22 protein-coding genes are annotated in these 17,840 nt (G+C 36.4%); 11 read left to right on the forward strand and 11 right to left on the reverse strand.

Annotated features, from left to right (window positions below):
• The first annotated feature begins 142 nt into the window (after nt 1–142).
• Nucleotides 143–457: an MTH1187 family thiamine-binding protein gene (locus tag AC0VX1_RS09060; RefSeq protein ID WP_057276246.1), complete on the forward strand. Its 315-nt coding sequence runs from the start codon at nt 143–145 to the stop codon at nt 455–457.
• A 348-nt stretch (nt 458–805) separates the two neighbouring features.
• On the opposite strand, the gene AC0VX1_RS09065 is transcribed toward AC0VX1_RS09060, so the two are convergent.
• Both AC0VX1_RS09065 and AC0VX1_RS09070 read right to left on the reverse strand, forming a co-directional pair.
• Nucleotides 806–1,258, reverse strand: coding sequence for a hypothetical protein (locus AC0VX1_RS09065; protein ID WP_057276245.1), 453 nt, complete (start codon nt 1,256–1,258; stop codon nt 806–808).
• Between the two features lie 283 nt (nt 1,259–1,541).
• Nucleotides 1,542–1,940 carry a hypothetical protein gene (locus AC0VX1_RS09070; protein ID WP_475470818.1) on the reverse strand — a complete coding sequence of 133 codons (399 nt, stop codon included), beginning with the start codon at nt 1,938–1,940 and terminating at the stop codon, nt 1,542–1,544.
• A 541-nt stretch (nt 1,941–2,481) separates the two neighbouring features.
• Between AC0VX1_RS09070 and AC0VX1_RS09075 the strand changes: the two genes are divergently transcribed.
• Nucleotides 2,482–2,754, forward strand: a complete 273-nt coding sequence (locus AC0VX1_RS09075) for a hypothetical protein (protein WP_475470820.1) — start codon at nt 2,482–2,484, stop codon at nt 2,752–2,754.
• Between the two features lie 98 nt (nt 2,755–2,852).
• Here the strand turns inward: AC0VX1_RS09075 and AC0VX1_RS09080 are convergent, their stop codons facing one another.
• From AC0VX1_RS09080 to AC0VX1_RS09090, 3 genes are all read right to left on the reverse strand, one after another.
• Entirely contained in the window at nt 2,853–3,101 is a 249-nt protein-coding gene (locus tag AC0VX1_RS09080) for a transposase (protein ID WP_475470822.1), read from the reverse strand.
• Complete coding sequence (locus AC0VX1_RS09085) at nt 3,068–3,286, reverse strand: hypothetical protein (protein ID WP_475470824.1); 219 nt, start codon at nt 3,284–3,286, stop codon at nt 3,068–3,070. The genes AC0VX1_RS09080 and AC0VX1_RS09085 overlap by 34 nt, the downstream gene beginning before the upstream one ends.
• A 71-nt stretch (nt 3,287–3,357) precedes the next feature.
• Nucleotides 3,358–3,771: an IS110 family transposase gene (locus AC0VX1_RS09090; RefSeq protein WP_475470826.1), complete on the reverse strand. Its 414-nt coding sequence runs from the start codon at nt 3,769–3,771 to the stop codon at nt 3,358–3,360.
• Between the two features lie 691 nt (nt 3,772–4,462).
• Between AC0VX1_RS09090 and AC0VX1_RS09095 the strand changes: the two genes are divergently transcribed.
• Both AC0VX1_RS09095 and AC0VX1_RS09100 read left to right on the forward strand, forming a co-directional pair.
• Nucleotides 4,463–4,900, forward strand: a complete 438-nt coding sequence (locus AC0VX1_RS09095) for an FAD-dependent oxidoreductase (protein ID WP_475470828.1) — start codon at nt 4,463–4,465, stop codon at nt 4,898–4,900.
• Nucleotides 4,901–4,956: 56 nt separating this feature from the next.
• A complete protein-coding gene (locus tag AC0VX1_RS09100; RefSeq protein ID WP_475470830.1) occupies nt 4,957–5,439 on the forward strand; it encodes an NAD(P)H-binding protein in 483 nt (160 codons plus the stop codon).
• A 333-nt stretch (nt 5,440–5,772) separates the two neighbouring features.
• Here AC0VX1_RS09100 and AC0VX1_RS09105 read toward each other — a convergent pair whose 3' ends face one another.
• The 6 genes from AC0VX1_RS09105 to AC0VX1_RS09130 form a co-directional block, all read right to left on the reverse strand.
• Complete coding sequence (locus AC0VX1_RS09105; RefSeq protein WP_413023060.1) at nt 5,773–6,102, reverse strand: bh protein; 330 nt, start codon at nt 6,100–6,102, stop codon at nt 5,773–5,775.
• Between the two features lie 32 nt (nt 6,103–6,134).
• A complete protein-coding gene (locus tag AC0VX1_RS09110; RefSeq protein WP_413023059.1) occupies nt 6,135–6,398 on the reverse strand; it encodes an HPr family phosphocarrier protein in 264 nt (87 codons plus the stop codon).
• A 315-nt stretch (nt 6,399–6,713) separates the two neighbouring features.
• Nucleotides 6,714–7,082, reverse strand: coding sequence for a PTS glucitol/sorbitol transporter subunit IIA (locus AC0VX1_RS09115; RefSeq protein WP_063576801.1), 369 nt, complete (start codon nt 7,080–7,082; stop codon nt 6,714–6,716).
• A 22-nt stretch (nt 7,083–7,104) separates the two neighbouring features.
• Nucleotides 7,105–8,148: a PTS glucitol/sorbitol transporter subunit IIB gene (srlE, locus tag AC0VX1_RS09120; protein ID WP_413023057.1), complete on the reverse strand. Its 1,044-nt coding sequence runs from the start codon at nt 8,146–8,148 to the stop codon at nt 7,105–7,107.
• 27 nt (nt 8,149–8,175) lie between these two features.
• Entirely contained in the window at nt 8,176–8,712 is a 537-nt protein-coding gene (srlA, locus tag AC0VX1_RS09125; protein ID WP_475470833.1) for a PTS glucitol/sorbitol transporter subunit IIC, read from the reverse strand.
• 18 nt (nt 8,713–8,730) lie between these two features.
• Nucleotides 8,731–9,111, reverse strand: coding sequence for a transcriptional regulator GutM (locus AC0VX1_RS09130; RefSeq protein WP_413023054.1), 381 nt, complete (start codon nt 9,109–9,111; stop codon nt 8,731–8,733).
• A gap of 248 nt (nt 9,112–9,359) precedes the next feature.
• Here AC0VX1_RS09130 and pdhA point away from each other — a divergent pair, with 248 nt between their 5' ends.
• The 7 genes from pdhA to AC0VX1_RS09165 all read left to right on the forward strand — a co-directional run bounded on the left by pdhA (nt 9,360) and on the right by AC0VX1_RS09165 (nt 17,668).
• Nucleotides 9,360–10,343, forward strand: coding sequence for a pyruvate dehydrogenase (acetyl-transferring) E1 component subunit alpha (pdhA, locus tag AC0VX1_RS09135; RefSeq protein ID WP_413023053.1), 984 nt, complete (start codon nt 9,360–9,362; stop codon nt 10,341–10,343).
• 18 nt (nt 10,344–10,361) lie between these two features.
• On the forward strand, nt 10,362–11,357 hold the full coding sequence (locus AC0VX1_RS09140) for an alpha-ketoacid dehydrogenase subunit beta (RefSeq protein WP_413023052.1): 996 nt from the start codon (nt 10,362–10,364) through the stop codon (nt 11,355–11,357).
• 13 nt (nt 11,358–11,370) lie between these two features.
• The gene (locus AC0VX1_RS09145; RefSeq protein ID WP_413023050.1) at nt 11,371–12,705 is read left to right on the forward strand and encodes a 2-oxo acid dehydrogenase subunit E2; all 1,335 of its coding nucleotides are present in this window, start codon (nt 11,371–11,373) and stop codon (nt 12,703–12,705) included.
• A 19-nt stretch (nt 12,706–12,724) separates the two neighbouring features.
• Nucleotides 12,725–14,122, forward strand: coding sequence for a dihydrolipoyl dehydrogenase (lpdA, locus tag AC0VX1_RS09150; RefSeq protein WP_413023049.1), 1,398 nt, complete (start codon nt 12,725–12,727; stop codon nt 14,120–14,122).
• Nucleotides 14,123–14,177: 55 nt separating this feature from the next.
• A complete protein-coding gene (locus tag AC0VX1_RS09155) occupies nt 14,178–15,131 on the forward strand; it encodes a sugar-binding transcriptional regulator (RefSeq protein ID WP_475470836.1) in 954 nt (317 codons plus the stop codon).
• 61 nt (nt 15,132–15,192) lie between these two features.
• The gene (locus AC0VX1_RS09160; protein ID WP_413023100.1) at nt 15,193–16,494 is read left to right on the forward strand and encodes an MFS transporter; all 1,302 of its coding nucleotides are present in this window, start codon (nt 15,193–15,195) and stop codon (nt 16,492–16,494) included.
• Between the two features lie 220 nt (nt 16,495–16,714).
• The gene (locus AC0VX1_RS09165; protein ID WP_413023046.1) at nt 16,715–17,668 is read left to right on the forward strand and encodes a sugar-binding transcriptional regulator; all 954 of its coding nucleotides are present in this window, start codon (nt 16,715–16,717) and stop codon (nt 17,666–17,668) included.
• Nucleotides 17,669–17,840: the final 172 nt, after the last annotated feature.

Raw genomic sequence — 17,840 nt, forward strand, 5'->3', positions numbered from 1 at the left:
CTTTGATTCACGAATCGCAAACTTCAAAGCTCTTCTCAAATTTCCCAGGTGCGAAGTTTGAGTTATAATAGTAAAAAACATCCGTCTTCTATAGGATGGATGCTTCTTGATTGAAATACATATAAAGGATTGGTGAATAAGAATGGCAATAGTTGATGTAACGGTTATTCCTGTCGGTACACAAACTCCAAGTGTTAGCAGCTATGTGGCGGATATTCAAAGAGTATTAAAGCAATATGAAGAGAAGGGGGAAATTCGTTTTCAATTGACACCCATGAATACAATCATTGAAGGCGACCTGCCTAAATTGTTTGAAGTGATCCAAGCGATGCACGAAGTACCTTTTGAAAAAGGTCTTGCTAGAGTTTGTACGAATATCCGAATCGATGACCGTCGTGATAAAGAACGCAGGATGGAAGACAAAGTAGAACGAGTGAAGGGCATGCTTGAGGAATAACAGGTTTTGTAATTAACAGTGAAATGTAGATAATGCTGTTTTTCGGAGATATATCCTGAATTTCGCGATATATTGCTGTTTTTCGGAGATATATCCTGAATTTCGACGATATATTGCTGTTTTCGGAGATATATCCTGAATTTCGTCGATATATTGCTGTTCTTCATAGATATATCCCGAGTTTCGTTAATGATCTTTAATTAATGTCAATGTATTAATAGCTTTAAAGCCTTGGTATACTGATTTATCAGTTCCCAAGGCTTTTTTATTTTTTATTTCATACATTTCCATTTTATATATTGCTGAGGAGATTAGGTAATGATAGATATAGACCGTTATCTGGATAATTTATAAACGTTCGCCATAAAGTTCTTTTTCTTCATTTGGATGAAAAAGAGTGAATCCTTTTGAACAAAACACAAACCTTCTATCTATCTCGAATCCAGCCTTATTCAAAATTTCAACTGTCCCCTGTGAACCAGTGCCAGCATACCCGCAACTACAACCAGAAAGGTGTAGCTCATTTCCTTTTTTGTCTATAAGGATGAGATCGCTATCGAGCAAAATATTATCTTTATTAATTTCTTTAGTAATTTTAGCAATTTTAAAACGATCAAAATGATCCTTGACTGCTTCGAATAATGCAATACTTTTATTGGTAATACCGCGGTCTTCACCGTAATCTTTTATGACGAAAACTTCCCGCTCATATGATTTCTTATATAGATGGTACTTTTGGTAAGTGACGTCATTAATTTTACAAATAAGCGGCCTAATATTATCCAGCTTTTGATTAAACATTGCACCCCTCCTAAATAGTTAGTTTATTAAGTTTATTAGGAGAAAAAGAGATTAGTACTAAGAAACTGATAAGAGGCAAAATTTTTTCATTTTTGATTCTCGTTTGTTTAATTAATAGGAAGAAACGTGATACCTATAAGGCATGAATGAAGCTGTCAGGAAGAAGTGAAAGTGTGAAGTCAAATTAAAAAAAGCACCAAAAAAGGTGCTGCCTAGTTATATATCTTCTTAAAGTAATGGACAAACATAATATTCATGACAATTTCGACTATAGCATTAATACTCACATCGAAAATATTAGTTTCCTCAAGTGAATGAAAGGAGCAAATAAGACAATGTAAATTGAGCCAATGATAGTTAAAAGTATGGTCCATATGCTGTTACGTAAAAACAGTGGAATCAGTAAGCCAAAAAAGGGTAAGAAGAAATCTAATTCTTTCCTCATTCTCTTTTTATAAATACCGACTAAAAGATAGATTGCAATCACATTGATAATAAAAAATAAAATTAGATCAATAACATCATATCCATTCATAGATGAAGAGTTATAAACTCCCGGCAGTGAAAACACTGTAAGGGCAACTAGTACCCCAAAAGTTATCCGATATCTTTTCTTTTGTTTGCCAGTTATTGTTCCTGCCTGTAACGTCTTGACAAGTTTGTTAATATTCCAAATATACATGGTCTCCTTATGTAGATTACCGCACTAATTATAGGGGAGGGTCCACTTAAATAGTAAATGCAAGATGCAGAAGAATATGACAACCCCTCTTTGACATAACATTTAGAAAAAGATAAGGGTGTGACCATTCTGAGTATGAAGAAAAACGACCAAATCGTTATTTATATAATAAAAGGTTCAACAATTAAAAGGTTTTTAATCCTGGATCTAATTATTGGATCAGGAATTTTTTATGTGGTCAAATTCATTTCTTCAAGCATATTAATAGCGAGTGCGAGCAGTTTTGTTGGAACGGAAGGAATTAAAAAAGCACCGAAAGTACTAAAAAGTGTAATTGGATTAATATCCTAAAGACTGGAAATTAAATGACCCCTAACCTTACTTATTACAAGCAAATGCACAGCAAATAGCCATTCAAATATGGATCAAAGGGATCGGCCGTAGGATTAGACAAACTGGATTTAAACAGATGGTGTGTAGGATGAAGTGGGCAGTAACGAAGTATACATCTATAATGATTCATATTAATAAGGAGGGAACTATGACAAAAACTCAAAAAGTGAGACCCTATTTAACTACGCGTAGTTTGCTGCCGGAAAATCAGGAGACACCCATTCAATTCATCAATAATGATAGTGTGGAAAACCAATTATTTTTTAGAAGGAACCACTTTACTTATCCGACACTTTCTAAATCAAACTATTGGCTTCCTATAAATGGAGTAGTATCAGCTCCATTACTGCTGTCCATGCAAGACATTCTTCAATATCCATCCAAAACGGTTGAAGTTGTCCTTTTCCCTGTCGTTTGGTAATCCTTTTTCGATGTGAAGCAATTCGATTATTTTGCCTAGAGGTTGCCAGTACACATTCTACAGCCATCGTTTTTAATGCTTTGTTTCCTTGTGTGGTTTTACTCGTTTTTTTTACCAGCACTTTCGTAATTTCCAGGACTCACACCAGCCCAAGAGGCAAGATGTTTAGCCGACTTAAATACGGACATATCAACGCCCATCTCCGCAATAAAAGTAGCTGCGGCAGCTTTGTTCACACCGGGTATACCATCCAATAATTCTACTTCCTTACGATAGGGGGACAGGAGTTGATCGATTTGTTTTTCCAATTCTTCTATGGCTTTTCTAAATAACTCATATGATCCCAATGGTAACGCAACATATCACGGTGATGACGGCGAATACGACCATTAATTGCATGGGCAATGTCAGTAATACTTGCTTTTGTTCGCCAATCCACCATTTTTCGAAGACCATCGGTCTCTATTTTTTCACCGTTTAGAATCGCTTCAAGGATACGGCGTCCCGATACACCAAAAATGTCTGATAGCACGGATGTTAGCTTGATATTAGCATCTTGAAGAATTTTGTGAATGCGATTCTGCTCTGAGGTGCGATGATGAATCAATTTTTTCGATAACGAGTAAGATCTCGTAAATCACGAATATCCTCTGGTGGAACAAAATTGCTTTCAATAAGTCCGCATCTTAGAAGCTTGGCAAGCCATTCGGCATCTTTCACATCAGTTTTACGCCCTGGAACATTTTTGACATGCCTGGCATTGGCAAGAACAAGGTGAAAAGATCCTTCGAGTATATTCCATATTGGTTTCCAGTAGACTCCGGTACTTTCCATCACAACATCGGATACCTGAAGGGTAGAGAGCCAATCACTTAAAGCCAACAGTCCCGTTGTTGTAGTTGAAAAAGTTTCAATAGAGGTCTTTGGCTTTTTATCTAATGGACCAAATAATACACAGGCTACTACTGTTTCTTGGTGTACATCTAGGCCAGCACACCGTTCAATCATTGCTTCCATAGGAGAATCACCTCAATAAAAGATTAACAATACATATGACAGTAGATTTGTTACAAAAATTTTTGTATACGTACTAGCAGTATACTAAATGGTTCTTCCATACTGTCACAACCAGTTTCTTATACAGGGTATCTTCCTTAAGATCCACCAAAAAAAGTTCAGCCTGGTTGTATTGTTATCATCCATTATCGTCAAGGGGTTTATGGGTTAGACTCTATTTTTGAGTTTAGATTTTCGTAGTAGATGGTGGCGGCGAGGTTGGCCGCCATAGGAGTTTCTTATGGAACTAAAGGGGCATGATAGTTTAAGTATATTTCTTCACAAAGTTAAAAAAGCCAATCTAAGATCATCGACTTTTCTTCAGTGAGAAAGAACCATTTAAATTAGCAATAATTATTTAACTTACCTGAAGAAGCTATCGCTGTTTTTGTAACTCAGGGAGTTTAATAAGTGAATTAATTCGCAAATTTAGAGAGAGCAGCCAAGTTCCTTTGGATATTGGCTGATTATCATTTAATTTATTTGTACTAAACGAAAAAAAGCAGACCTAACCTCCATGCTCCGAAGTTTGTTATGCCAGATGGCATTGGTGACTTTTTACTAGGTACAATTATAGCTGGAGCAGACGGTTCAGTCACTTTAGGAAAAAGAAGATTAGGATGGGCTTGGTACGGATAATACTCAAAATGAATTGTTACGTCGTCTGGGATGTGTAGAAGGAACCATTGTAGAACATTCACTCCATGCATCTGAAATCCCTGAACAGACACTGATTGAGCTGGCAGAAAAAGCTTCTGTTAGATGGTCTCAACCATGGTTAGATACCATTCTTTATAGCATTAAAACACGTAACCTTATTGGTGCACCTGTTGCTGAGTATATACCTGACATTCTTGCAAAAGGACGTATAGCAATTGTTGGAGATGCTGCACATTTACCTACAACACTTACTGCATCGGGTTTTAATGCTTCCTTGCAAGATGCTGCTATCTTAGCCGAGTGTGTGGAAAATGGAATAAAAGGAACTGCAGCGTGCAACGCGCTTTTGGAATATGAGTCTATCCGTTTAGAAAATTCACGTCAAATAGTACAATCTGGACAATCTTTTAGTCGATCTTTTGGACGATAAATAACTACGTTACAAAACCAATAAATCATCCACAGTATGAAAGGGAGGAAGTTAAGTTGAAGATTTTAATATTAGGAGCTGCTGGTCAAATTTCTCGAATCTTGACTGACAAATTACTTAAAGAAACAGACCACGACATAGTCCTTTATGCAAGACGAGCTGATTATCGTTTGGAAGCGAAAAGCAAACGAGTTGAGATAATTTCAGGAGACTTTCAGGAATATTCAAAACTCATCAATTCGATGTCTGGGGTAGATGTTGTTTACTTAAATGATATGTTAAACGCTTCTGCAGTACAATCTATTGTCTCCGCAATGGATGAAGCTGGTGTAAAACGTCTGATTGGTTCAACAGCTTTAGGTATTTATGATGAAGTTCCTGGTGCATTTGGTAACTGGAATAAAGCAATGGTTGGAATACACACACCTTCGTTAAAATCTGCGGCAAAAGTAGTGGAAGAATCGAACATTGACTATACATTACTCCGATTAACTTGGCTTTATAATAAAGAAGGTAACGAGGATTATTACCCACTTTAAAAGGGGAATCCTTTATAGGAGCACAAGTTACACGCCAGACTGTATCACGTTTGATATTGGACTTAATTGCTGCTGCTAGATTCTCATCTATACTTTATAAACAAAAAAGAAACGCCTAAAACGGCGCCTAAAACCATTAGCTCTATAAGCAAAGAAATATTTAACAACTTCAGTAAAGAGACCGACTTGTTAAAATTCTGTTAGGAATCCAATTATTTTTTGAATTTATATACTATGTTTGTACCAGAGCCCCTTTACTTATGAAGAATCGATGTCCTGTTTTTAAAATACAGTTATACTAAGTAAAACTTTTTGTTTAAAAGTAAACGTTTATTACTTTTTAAATCGGCGAATAATTTTACGTGACTGATTTAAATCACGCATAATTCGGTAAGGTTTACTAACAACACGGATCGGTAGTTTATATAGAAATCCACTTAAATCTTCTTTGTATTCTGTCGTTATTCTTGACGGCTTCGATGAGATACGTTCATAGACTTCATTATAAAATTCTTTCATGATGTCTCTATTTAGTACCATTCCACGCTTACAATCTTCACATTCAACACTTTCAATTTTATTATTAATATAAAGGATTAAATGGGGGGTTTCATCATTACAACTAATACAAAATAAATTGGCTTCCATTTCCGAACTTTTCATGTTGTCTACCTCCTTAAAAAACAATTCTAATCTTAATTATCTAACTCATGTTCAATAAAATGAACTAAAGCTTCTACTACTTTTTGTTCGTCCAATCCTTCAGCTTCTATCCTGATAGTGGTACCTTTTGAAATAGCCAAGCTCATAAGACCCATGATGCTCTTAGCGTTGACTTTCCGCCCATCCTTTATGACTGAAACTTCCGATCGGAAACGGTTAGATATTTTCACAAACTGTGATGCAGGTCTTGCATGTAACCCTGTATCATTCATAACTCTTATTTCAACAGCATTCATAACAAATCCTCCCATTTACTTATATTATTCTTTACAACACATCTAAATGGTATTTCTAAAGCAACATCTATGTTTCAATGATTAATAAAATCATCTTAATTAAAAATAGGGGGTTTCTACAAAATAGATACTTCTAAAGCCTGTTGGGATAATTAGTGTGAAGATTGGCGTTCGACGACCAATCTTCATAATTTCAACCTGAGAATACGTCCCTTTACCCATTTGTCCGTAACTAATTTCGTCAATATAAATTTATCTTTGGGGTTTCTCTAATTCTTTAAATTAGCACTTTAATTTTAAAAAATGTGAAATTTTCTAGCGTACTTGTCTAAATATAAGTTGTGATGAAACATTAATAGATGGGATCTCTTTTTCTTCCACGCAGATGGTTCCTGGCATTTCAGACTCTGTTGAGCCATTTAAAGCAACAGTTGTATGTCCCAAATCTCTCATAGTCTCATTAGCTTTACTTCCGACAGAAGTGATTTTAAAAGATTGGTTGTCAATAACTAATTCGTCACCTACTTTAATATCCTCTTCTAATGAACAATGTGTATGCACAATAGCGACGTCACGCAAATCAGCGGGCGCGGTTTCATTGAATAAAATAAACATTTTTTCTTCTAAGAATAGCCCTACTTGTGAACCTATTTCAGTAACTCTAGATTGGTAAATTGTTTTCATATCATTCATCCTCCATAGTATATTATTCGTATAATCCGAAACTAAATATATAAGCTAACGCTACAGCCATTGGCCCTGTAATTAGCCTTGACATTAATACTGCAGGTACACCCACTTCAACAGTTTCGGGCTTTGCTTCACCAAGAGTTAGTCCTACTGGTACAAAGTCACATCCTGCCTGTGGATTAATGGCAAATAATGCAGGTAAAGCTAAATTTGGGGGTATATTTCCTCTACCAATCTCTACGCCAATTAATACACCGACAACTTGAGCGATAACAGCGCCAGGACCTAAAATCGGTGATAAAATCGGCACTGCACAAATGACAGACAAAAGTAGAAGCCCTAAAATATTACCAGCCAGTGGAGAGACAAATTTAGCAATCAAATCTCCGATGCCTGTGTATAAAATGATTCCAATAATGGTACTGACTAATGCCATGAATGGTAATATATTTTTAATGACTTGTTCAACAGTTTCACGTGCTGCTTGGTAGAATATTCCGACTATTCCTCCCATACTTCTTCCAATTCTCTCGATGAATGATTTGTTGCTTGGATCGTTTGAAGCATACTGAGCAGCTTTTTGCTTTGCTTCCTCTTTTAATTGTTGTGGCGTTTGAAAGGAAGTTAGCTGTGTGACTTGAGTCGGATTTTTCACTTCTAATTCTTCTGAAATAAATCCAATATTTTCTTCTTTCACACCTGAAACAAAGTTATGTTCTTTGATAAAGTTCATTAGAGGGCCTGATGGAGATGTTGGTGTTAAATTGACTGTCATAACCCCCATTTTTGGATAGACGCCACAGCGAGCAGTTCCACCGCAATCAATAATGACACAAGCCATTTGACTGCTTTCAACAGATGATTTAAAACCATCTATGGCTTCTCCTCCTGTCATTTCAGCAATTCGTTGGGCTGTAGGATGTATACCTCCTCCAGTAACAGATACAATATATTTTCTTGTTTCATTTGGCTGGATGACTAAAGGCCCACCCCAACCACTGCTGCCTTTCGATATTTTTATTGGTTTAAATGCAGTTAGGACTGCTTGACTTTTACTCATGACTTTTCCTCCCTTCTCTAGATCTGATTAGTTAGGCTCTACTTTTAATGCACGGTTTTTCATCATTTTTGTAGTGATTTTTTCTGTTATAATCCCTCTAATTAAAATTATAATCATACCTACAATAAAGAAGCGTATTGCTAATGGTCCAAGGGATAAATCTAGTTGTGTAATACCTGCTGCGATCCCTGTATAAACAAATAACTCAGCTGCATTTGCATGTGGAAACAGTCCAGTTATAGGGTGTACTAAAGAAACAGCTGAATCGTAAAAAGCGGGTTTTTGTTTTTCGGGTAAAAATTTTCCAAAGGTAAATGCCATTGGATTCGTTAAGAAAAAAACAGCTAATAATGGAAATACACTGTATCTTAAAATGATATTTTTAGTACATTTTTGAGCGAAGTGCTGAATCCTATCTTCTCCAACCAATTTAATGATGGCATTAACAGCTGTAATTAAACAAATGAGAGTAGGAACAATCCCTGTTAACATCCCAATGAACGTTTCTCCTCCTTTTTCAAACATTCCTATGAAACCTTCAGCTAACACTACAATCCAATCCATGAATTTTCCTCCCTTTTATCAAGTGGAAATCACTTGATTCATTTGGTGTTGTATTTTTTCAATTGCTGTTCTTAGCGAAACTTGATATTTACTTTTATGACTTGAAAGGTGTAAATCTAAAATATTAAGACCTTTAAAACGCTTACAATTTTTAAATTTAGAAAAGACTGTAACACCCGACATAATTCTGCAATCGGTAATAGTACCTTCTACGTCTGTTACTAAAATTAAGATAGTTCCTACACCTAATCTTTTCCTATCGACTCCTACACCTAGATAACCTGAAATGCGATTACTCATTTCTTGAACTGTTTGGTGATAGTGTTTCATCTGCATCCTTGTCATGAAAAGTTGTAATAACCAAAGCACTATAAAGATAGCAATAAATATTACCCACATAGACTCACTCCTTTAACAAAAGTTCTGTTGTGTTACTTTTGTTAAGAGTATAAAATTATTTTTGTAATTTTGTCAATATACTTATCTTTTTTAAAAAAAAATAATTCATATACATTAATGATTTTAAGAGGTTGGGTGAACTATTTTACGAGTTAATTAATTTTTATTACTTGACGAATTTTCGGAAAATAAATATGATGTTAACAAAGGTAATTAAATAGAACAAATGTAAAAGAGGAGGAAAAAATATGTTAAGCACAATAAAATTACCCTCTCATATCACAGAGGAAAAACTTACAGGTCTTTACAAAGAAATGTGGCTTATTAGATACTTTGATGAAAAAGTCGATCAGTTTTTTGCTAAAGGGATGATTCATGGGACTACTCATCTTTGTGTAGGTCAGGAAGCGTCAGCCTCTGGTTCAATCGCGGTTCTGCAGAGTAAAGATAAAATTATAAGTACCCATCGAGGTCACGGTCATTGTATTGCCAAAGAAGGTGACATAAATAAAATGATGGCAGAGTTATTTGGCAGGGTAACAGGTTATTGTAAAGGAAAAGGTGGTTCAATGCATATCGCGGACGTTGAAAAAGGGAACTTAGGAGCCAATGGAATTGTAGGTGGAGGAATTCCACTAGCGGTAGGAGCTGCGTTAACATCTAAAATGAAAAATCAAGGTTATGTAGTGTTGTGTTTTTTTGGAGATGGCGCTTCTAATGAAGGAAGTTTTCATGAAGCTTTGAACTTAGCTGCTATTTGGGACTTACCAGTTGTATTCATTTGTGAAAACAATCAATATGGAATGTCCGGTCCTGTGAAGGATATGGTTAGAGTTAAAGATATTGCAGATCGAGCAAGCGCTTACGGTATTCCTGGTAAGGTAGTAGACGGCAATGACATGATTGAAATCATGAATACCGTACATGAGGCAGTAGAAACAGCCCGTGAAGGTAGTGGTCCGTCTTTAATTGAAATGAAAACATATCGTTGGAAAGGTCACTCTAAGAGTGATGCTAAGAAATATCGTACACGTGAAGAAGAAACAGAATGGAGGAAGAAAGATGGTATTAAACAATTTAGGGATTTATTAATAGAATCAAAAATTTTAACAAAAGAAGAAGCAAATAAGTTACAAGAAGAGGCAAAGCAAGAAGTTGAGGAAGCGGTAAAGTTTGCTGAAAATAGTCCAGAGCCATCAATCGAGAGTCTTTTAGAAGACGTTTACGCCTAAAACATGGGAGGAATTAACGTGACAGATAAAACAAGAGAAATTACTTATTTAGAAGCAGTTAGAGAAGCAATGAGCGAAGAAATGCGCCAAAACGAAGATGTATTTATTTTAGGTGAAGATATTGGCGTATATGGTGGTGCATTTGGGGTAACACGTGGGATGATTGAGGAATTTGGTCCCGAACGAGTTCGTAACACACCTATTTCTGAAGCTGCGATCGCAGGTGGAGCAGTTGGAGCAGCACTTACTGGTATGAGGCCTATTTTGGAATTGCAATTTTCGGATTTTATTACAATTGCTATGGATCAATTAGTAAATCAAGCAGCTAAAACACGCTACATGTTTGGTGGTAAAGGAAAAGTGCCAATGGTTGTGAGAACACCTGCGGGTTCTGGTACGGGGGCAGCGGCACAACATTCGCAAAGCTTAGAAGCATGGATGGCTCATATTCCTGGGCTAAAAGTTGTTCAACCATCTACGGCCTATGATGCAAAAGGTTTATTGAAAGCAGCGATGGATGATGATAATCCTGTTATATTTTACGAACACAAATTATTATATCGTACACAATGTGATGTACCAGAGGAGCAGTACTCGATTCCATTGGGAAAAGCAGATATTAAGCGAAAAGGAAAAGACGTCACCATAGTGGCTACAGCCATTATGGTGCATAAAGCGTTAGAAGCAGCGGTTGAACTAGAGAAAGAAGGAATTGACGTAGAAATCGTTGATCCTCGTACACTTGTACCTTTAGATGAAGAAACAATCATAGAATCTGTGAAGAAAACAGGTCGTCTTATTGTAGTACACGAAGCGGTTAAACGTGGTGGATTTGGAGGAGAAATTGCTAGTATGATTGCTGAAAGTGAAGCTTTCGATTATTTAGACTCTCCAATCAAAAGATTAGGTGGATTGGCAGTGCCTGTTCCTTATAACCCGACATTAGAGAAGGCGGTTATTCCTCAAGTTCCTGATATTATCGAAGCCGTAAAAGAAACAGTTCGTTTTAAATAAGGAGGGAGAAAGCATGGCAAAAGAAATTTTTATGCCAAAACTAAGTAGTACAATGGAGACTGGTACCCTCCTTGAATGGTTTAAAGAAGAAGGAGATACAGTTGAGACAGGAGAACCACTTTTTGAAATCCTAACAGATAAAATTAATATTGAAGTTGAATCGTACGATGATGGTATTTTACTAAAGAAGTATTTTGATACCGATGATCAGGTTCCTGTTAACCATGTAATTGGTTACATTGGTCAAGCGAATGAACAAGTACCTGCAGAATCACCCGGTGAATCAGGTGAATCAAGCAAATCAGTTCAAGAAGAAATCACCAACGAAAAAACTCAGAATATATCAGTGACAGGTCAAGTCTCCTCTGGAGAAAAGACACGTGCTACACCTGCAGCAAGAAGGGTAGCGAAAGCTCAACTAGTTGAGCTAGCACTTGTACATGGAAACGGACCGAATGGGAGAGTACATCTAAAAGATATCAACCAATATGTAAGTACAGGTCAATTAAAGACAAAGATTACACCACTTGCGAAAAAAATTGCTGAACAAGAGAACGTAGATCTATCTGCGATATCAGGGAGTGGACTAAACGGTAAAATTATTAAACAAGATATATCGGCAACTATTCCAGAAAAAAATAAAAAAGCGTCTACTTCTTCTAAGAAGCGAAGAAAAATTTCTGGTATGCGCAAGGTGATTGCTGATCGTATGTCCCAAAGTGCTTTTTCAGCACCACATGTTACATTAACAAGTGAGATCGACATGACGAAAGTGAAAGAGTTACGTGTACAACTTCTACCTATCATTGAAAAACAAACGGGCTTCCGTTTATCTTACACAGAAGTGATTATAAAAGCAGTTGGATCAGTATTATCACGTTTTCCGTCTATTAATGCATCTTTTGTTAATGATGAAATTATCTATAATGATGATGTTCATATCGGTTTAGCAGTTGCAGTTCCAGATGGACTAATGGTTCCTGTTATGTATGATGTTAATCATAAAGGCTTAGCCGATTTAACAACAGAAGCAAAAGATATTGGTAAACGTGCAAGAGAACAAAAATTGTTACCTGAACAATTAAAAGGATCTACATTTACGATCAGTAACCTCGGTATGTATGCTATAGATGGTTTTACACCAATTATCAATCAACCAGAAACTGCTATTTTAGGAGTAGGCAGAATGCATGAGAAGCCAGTTGTTATAAAAGGGGCAATTGATGTTCGACCAATGATGACAGTCAGTATGTCTTTTGATCATCGTGTGATTGATGGTGCACCAGCAGCGGAATTCTTAACAGAACTCAAACGTGTTCTTGAGAATCCGTTTGAATTGCTAGTATAAGATAAAAGAGGTGGAAAGAATGACAAAATCTTATGAAGTTGTAGTAATAGGTGGAGGACCTGGAGGGTATGTAGCTGCATTACATGCGGCTGAGGTTGGAAAAAAGGTGGCCTTAATTGAGGCAGACTTTTTAGGCGGTACTTGTTTAAATAGAGGGTGTATTCCTTCTAAGACGTTATTGAAACATGCAGAAGTAATCGAATCCATTGAAAAGGCACAAGCTTGGGGAATTGAAACAGGGAATCTTTCTTTTTCGATAGAAAAAATGAAACAACGTAAAGATGATGTCATTCAGCGTTTGCGCAAGGGGATTGCATATTTGTTAAATCAAGGAAAAATAGACTTGTATGAAGGATTCGGCACGGTTGAAGAAGAAAAAGTGATTAAGATTGAAACAAAGGAGAAAGAAGAGCGAATTCAAGCAGAACGTATCATTATAGCTACTGGTTCAACACCTGTTGTACCACCGATTGAAGGCTTAGCTTCTGTTGATTTTGATACAAGTGACACAATTTTTGATATACAAAAGATTCCTAAATCGGTTGTAATTATTGGAGGTGGTGTCATTGGAGTAGAATTTGCCTGTATCTTTGCCAGTTTGAAAGCAGAGGTAACGGTTATTGAAGCAGCGGAACGTATTATTCCAAGTGAAGATGTAGACGCTTCCAAGCTTCTAAACAAACTCCTTAAGAAAAAAGGTATTCGTTTTTATACAAGTACGAAGGTAACAAAAATTCAGCAACAGAGTGATCAAAAAGTAGTGACATGTATCGATGCGAAAGGAAAAGAACTTTCTCTTGAAACAGAAGCCCTCATTGTGAGTGTAGGACGTAAACCGAATCTTACTGCTATTCAAAATGTAGCGATTGAAAAAGAGGGTCCATTTATCAGGGTAAATGAAAAAATGGAAACTAGTATTCCATCTATTTATGCGGTTGGTGATGTGGTCGGAGGTTTTCAATTAGCACACGTAGCCAGTGCAGAGGGAATTGTAGCTGCTAACAATGCAGCTGGTTTTAACGACAAAATAGATTATAAAGTAGTACCACGTTGTATCTACACATTACCCGAGGTAGCAAGTGTAGGAATGACTGAGGAAGAAGCAGAGAAGCAGGGGTTAGCAGTTCGAGTAGAGCGATTTGACCATGCTGGAAATGGAAAAGCCCTTACTTTGGGGGAAACTGACGGTTTTGTCAAAATAGTGTATGAAGAAAAGTATGGAGAAATCATTGGTGTAACGATGGTTGGTTCACACGTTACAGAAATGGTTTCAGAAGCCTCTGCCTTTGTATATTTGGAGGGGACAGTTGAAGAAGTTTCAAAAATGATTCACCCTCATCCTACAGTTACTGAATCGTTCTATGAGGCGGCTTTAAACAGTGTAACCTCTATGAAGAAGAAAGGTGCTCTGGTTTAGCATAAGCTAGTTATTTGAAAGAAAGAGGACCCTGGGTAGATAAAGAGGCGATTGTATGGTAGTTGGATGGGAAGAAAGACGACAGTTAGCAAAAGTAGCTAATTTATATTATATAGATGGTTGGACACAAGAACAAATAGCAAGAAAAGTTGGTGTATCCAGGCCTATTATTTCAAAACTATTGCAAAAGGCTAGAGATTATAAAGTTGTAGAAGTTTATATTAAAGATGAAAATGTTCATACTGTGGACTTAGAGCAACAACTTGAGAGAAAGTATGGACTAAAAGATGTCATCGTCGTATCCACTGTCGGTTTAACACCAGAAATGATTAAAAGGGCAGTTGGACTAGCAGGAGCCTATTATCTCTCTAAATGTTTAAAGAAAAAGAATGTAAAACGTCTTGGGATTTCCTGGGGTTCCACTTTAGCAGAACTAGTGAAAGAGTATCCTTTTGAAAGAAGAGAAGAGATGAACATTGTGCCTCTTGTAGGGGGGATGGGAACGAAACATGTTGAAATTCATGCTAATCAGTTAGCCTATGAATTAGCTAAAAAAATGAATTGTACGTGTTCTTACTTATATGCTCCGGCGATTGTAGAAACAAAGGAACTCAAAGACCATCTAGTGGCCATGAAAGAGATTTCGTCCGTTCTAGAAGAAGGCAAAGAGGTAGAAATAGCCCTTATAGGATTAGGAAACCCGTACAAAGGTTCAATGAGAGCGCTTGGATATTTACACGACAACGATTTAAAACAACTACGTAAAATAGGGGTTGCAGGTGATATTGGATCTCGTTTCTTTGATAAATCAGGAGTTGCTATTGAGCATCCGTTAAACGATAAAGTTATTGCTCTGTCATTAGAACAACTTAAGGAAATTAGAGAAGTAATTGGACTAATTGAAGGAACTCATAAGGTGGAAAGTATCAACGCTGCCTTGAAAGGAAATTATTTAGATGTGCTAATCACAGATGAACAAACAGCTATAAAACTTTTAGAAGCGAAATGATAGGGTGACTCAGGTGGCACTTTAGGAGTAGTGTTCTTTGAGTTTAGCTCTTATGGGTCCTATGGGAGAAAAGAGGGGGAATATGCAAGGGGTATTAGGGAAAATGGGAATGGATTCTAAAATGGCTTTAGGATATTTAGGGGTAATGTTTTTTATGATGGGGGATGGGCTTGAACAAGGTTGGTTGTCATCATATTTAATAGATAATGGTTTGACTATTCAACAATCGGCTTTATTATTTAGTGTTTATGGTTTTGCTGTAGCGATCGCTGCCTGGTTTTCAGGAGTATTGGCTGAAATTTTAGGACCCCGAAAAGCAATGGCAATAGGGGTAGCTTTATTTTTATTAGGAACAATCGTTTTTTTAACAATAGGGTTACCAACTATGAATCTTATGGTTATGATACCAACTTATACTCTTAGAGGACTTGGTTATCCATTATTTGCTTACTCCTTTTTAGTTTGGCTTACATACTATACCCCAAGTAGTAAACTTGGAACAGCGGTAGGTTGGTTTTGGTTTGCATTTGCCGCTGGATTAAACGTTTTAGGAGCTTATTACTCTAGTATTATCCTTCCGGTTCTAGGGGAAATGAACACTTTATGGAGTGCGCTGATTTTTATAGGTATAGGTGCTGCAATTGCTATTATTGCCAATAAAGATGATTCAAACGTAGGAAAGAAATTCCAAAACAGACAAGAAGCGTTCAAATACTTGTCAAAAGGTATTACTATCGCATTTGAAAATCCAAAAATTGGACTAGGTGGTATTGTGCGAACTATCAATACAACCGGTGCATATGGAATTGTTGTTTTTATGCCTGCATATATGATGGAAATTGGATTCACAAGAACAGAATGGTTGCAAATTTACGGAGCACTTTGGACTAGTAACATTTTTTTCAACTTGATTTTTGGGATTCTTGGAGATAAGTTAGGGTGGCGCAATACAGTTATGTGGTTTGGTGGAGTAGGCTGTGCGATTTTTATGGCTGCATTTTACTATGTTCCTGATATAATGGGACCGAACTATTTAATGACAACGATTACAGCTATTTGTTTTGGAGCTTGTTTGGCTGCTTATGCTCCCTTATCTGCTTTAGTTCCTTCGTTAGCACCTGATAACAGGGGAGCTGCGATGTCTATTCTCAACCTTGGAGCAGGTTTAAGTACTTTCCTTGGTCCTGCGATTGTTGGCGCCTTCATCGGCATTATAGGTACATTGGGTGTCATATGGGTTTATACTGTTTTATATTTGATTAGTGCATTTCTAATGAAATTCATCACCTTACCAAAAACGGAAGAAAAAAATCAATCTAACGATATCAATAATTTAAAAGATGTAGTCGGATCTTCGAACTGATTACTACCAGTTAATAACACATAGTAAATTATAAAATAAGAACGTCTTTAAAAGACGTTCTTATTTTACTTACAACTAATTAGACCTTAGAAATTTGAGGATTTTAAATCAAATAAATTTTATGTGTTGCATTTAATATTTAAGTAAATGTTAAGTGATTCTCATTTGATATATTTATTTGCTATACTAAAAAGCATATGAACAGATAAGAGGCGATTATATGTTAAATTGGGAAGAAAGACGACAGTTAGTAAAAGTAGCTAATTTGTATTATATAGATGGCTGGACACAACAACAAATTGCTAAAAAAATTGGGGTATCTAGACCTATTATTTCAAAACTATTGCAAAAGGCAAGAGACCTCGGAATAGTGGAAGTTTATATAAAAGATGAAAGCGCTCATACCGTGGATTTAGAACAACAACTAGAGAAAAAGTATGGATTAAAAGATGCCGTAGTCATATCAACTGTTGGATTGACACCAGAAATGATAAAAAAGGCAGTCGGACAGGCAGGAGCCTATTATCTCTCTAAATATTTAAAGAAACAGGATGTAAACCGACTAGGTATTTCATGGGGTTCCACTTTAGCAGAATTGGTGAAGGAATATCCATTTGAACGAAGAGAAGTGATGAATATTGTACCTCTTGTGGGAGGTATGGGAACACAACACGTTGAAATTCATGCTAATCAGTTAGCCTATGAATTAGCTAAAAAAATGAATTGTACGTGTTCTTACTTATATGCTCCAGCTATTGTAGAAACAAAGGAATTAAAAGATCATCTAGTAGCTATGAAAGAGATTTCGTCCGTTCTTGAAGAGGGAAAAGAAGTAGATGTAGCTCTTATAGGTATAGGAAATCCTTACAGGGGTTCTACAATGAGAGAACTTAATTACTTACAAGAAGATGACATACAAAACCTTCGCAAAATGGGCGCAGTAGGTGACATTGCTTCTCGTTTTTTTGATGAATCAGGAGATATAATTAAACATCCATTAAATGATAAAGTTATTGGTTTATCATTAGAGCACCTAAAGCAAATTAAGGAAGTAATAGGGGTAGTCGAAGGAACTCATAAATTGGAAAGTGTATCTGCTTCTTTGAGAGGGAATTATTTAGATGTATTAATTATAGACGAGCAAACAGCTTCGGCTCTTTTAGAAGATAGCTGACTTTCTAGTCGCTTTAAGTACTTTTTAGGCTTTATCTTATATATATAAGGTTTAACACTTACAATAAGGGTTTTTTAGACGATGGTACAAACCAAGAAAATATTCAATTCTGTGGATTGTAGCATCGTCTAGAGAAGGCCTTACTAAAGATGATTGTGGACTCAAATTGATA

Source organism: Peribacillus sp. QJM3NY_7, from assembly GCF_056173225.1.

Bases quoted from the DNA above. Each gene is read 5' to 3' on its own strand.
- AC0VX1_RS09070 (WP_475470818.1), bottom strand. From the start codon at position 1,940: ATGTATATTTGGAATATTAACAAACTTGTCAAGACGTTACAGGCAGGA.
- AC0VX1_RS09105 (WP_413023060.1), bottom strand. From the start codon at position 6,102: ATGAAAAGTTCGGAAATGGAAGCCAATTTATTTTGTATTAGTTGTAAT.
- AC0VX1_RS09130 (WP_413023054.1), bottom strand. From the start codon at position 9,111: ATGTGGGTAATATTTATTGCTATCTTTATAGTGCTTTGGTTATTACAA.
- AC0VX1_RS09075 (WP_475470820.1), top strand. From the start codon at position 2,482: ATGACAAAAACTCAAAAAGTGAGACCCTATTTAACTACGCGTAGTTTG.
- AC0VX1_RS09115 (WP_063576801.1), bottom strand. From the start codon at position 7,082: ATGAAAACAATTTACCAATCTAGAGTTACTGAAATAGGTTCACAAGTA.
- AC0VX1_RS09145 (WP_413023050.1), top strand. From the start codon at position 11,371: ATGGCAAAAGAAATTTTTATGCCAAAACTAAGTAGTACAATGGAGACT.
- AC0VX1_RS09155 (WP_475470836.1), top strand. From the start codon at position 14,178: ATGGTAGTTGGATGGGAAGAAAGACGACAGTTAGCAAAAGTAGCTAAT.
- pdhA (WP_413023053.1), top strand. From the start codon at position 9,360: ATGTTAAGCACAATAAAATTACCCTCTCATATCACAGAGGAAAAACTT.
- srlE (WP_413023057.1), bottom strand. From the start codon at position 8,148: ATGAGTAAAAGTCAAGCAGTCCTAACTGCATTTAAACCAATAAAAATA.
- AC0VX1_RS09160 (WP_413023100.1), top strand. From the start codon at position 15,193: ATGGGAGAAAAGAGGGGGAATATGCAAGGGGTATTAGGGAAAATGGGA.
- AC0VX1_RS09110 (WP_413023059.1), bottom strand. From the start codon at position 6,398: ATGAATGCTGTTGAAATAAGAGTTATGAATGATACAGGGTTACATGCA.
- lpdA (WP_413023049.1), top strand. From the start codon at position 12,725: ATGACAAAATCTTATGAAGTTGTAGTAATAGGTGGAGGACCTGGAGGG.
- AC0VX1_RS09060 (WP_057276246.1), top strand. From the start codon at position 143: ATGGCAATAGTTGATGTAACGGTTATTCCTGTCGGTACACAAACTCCA.
- AC0VX1_RS09165 (WP_413023046.1), top strand. From the start codon at position 16,715: ATGTTAAATTGGGAAGAAAGACGACAGTTAGTAAAAGTAGCTAATTTG.
- AC0VX1_RS09065 (WP_057276245.1), bottom strand. From the start codon at position 1,258: ATGTTTAATCAAAAGCTGGATAATATTAGGCCGCTTATTTGTAAAATT.
- srlA (WP_475470833.1), bottom strand. From the start codon at position 8,712: ATGGATTGGATTGTAGTGTTAGCTGAAGGTTTCATAGGAATGTTTGAA.
- AC0VX1_RS09090 (WP_475470826.1), bottom strand. From the start codon at position 3,771: ATGGAAGCAATGATTGAACGGTGTGCTGGCCTAGATGTACACCAAGAA.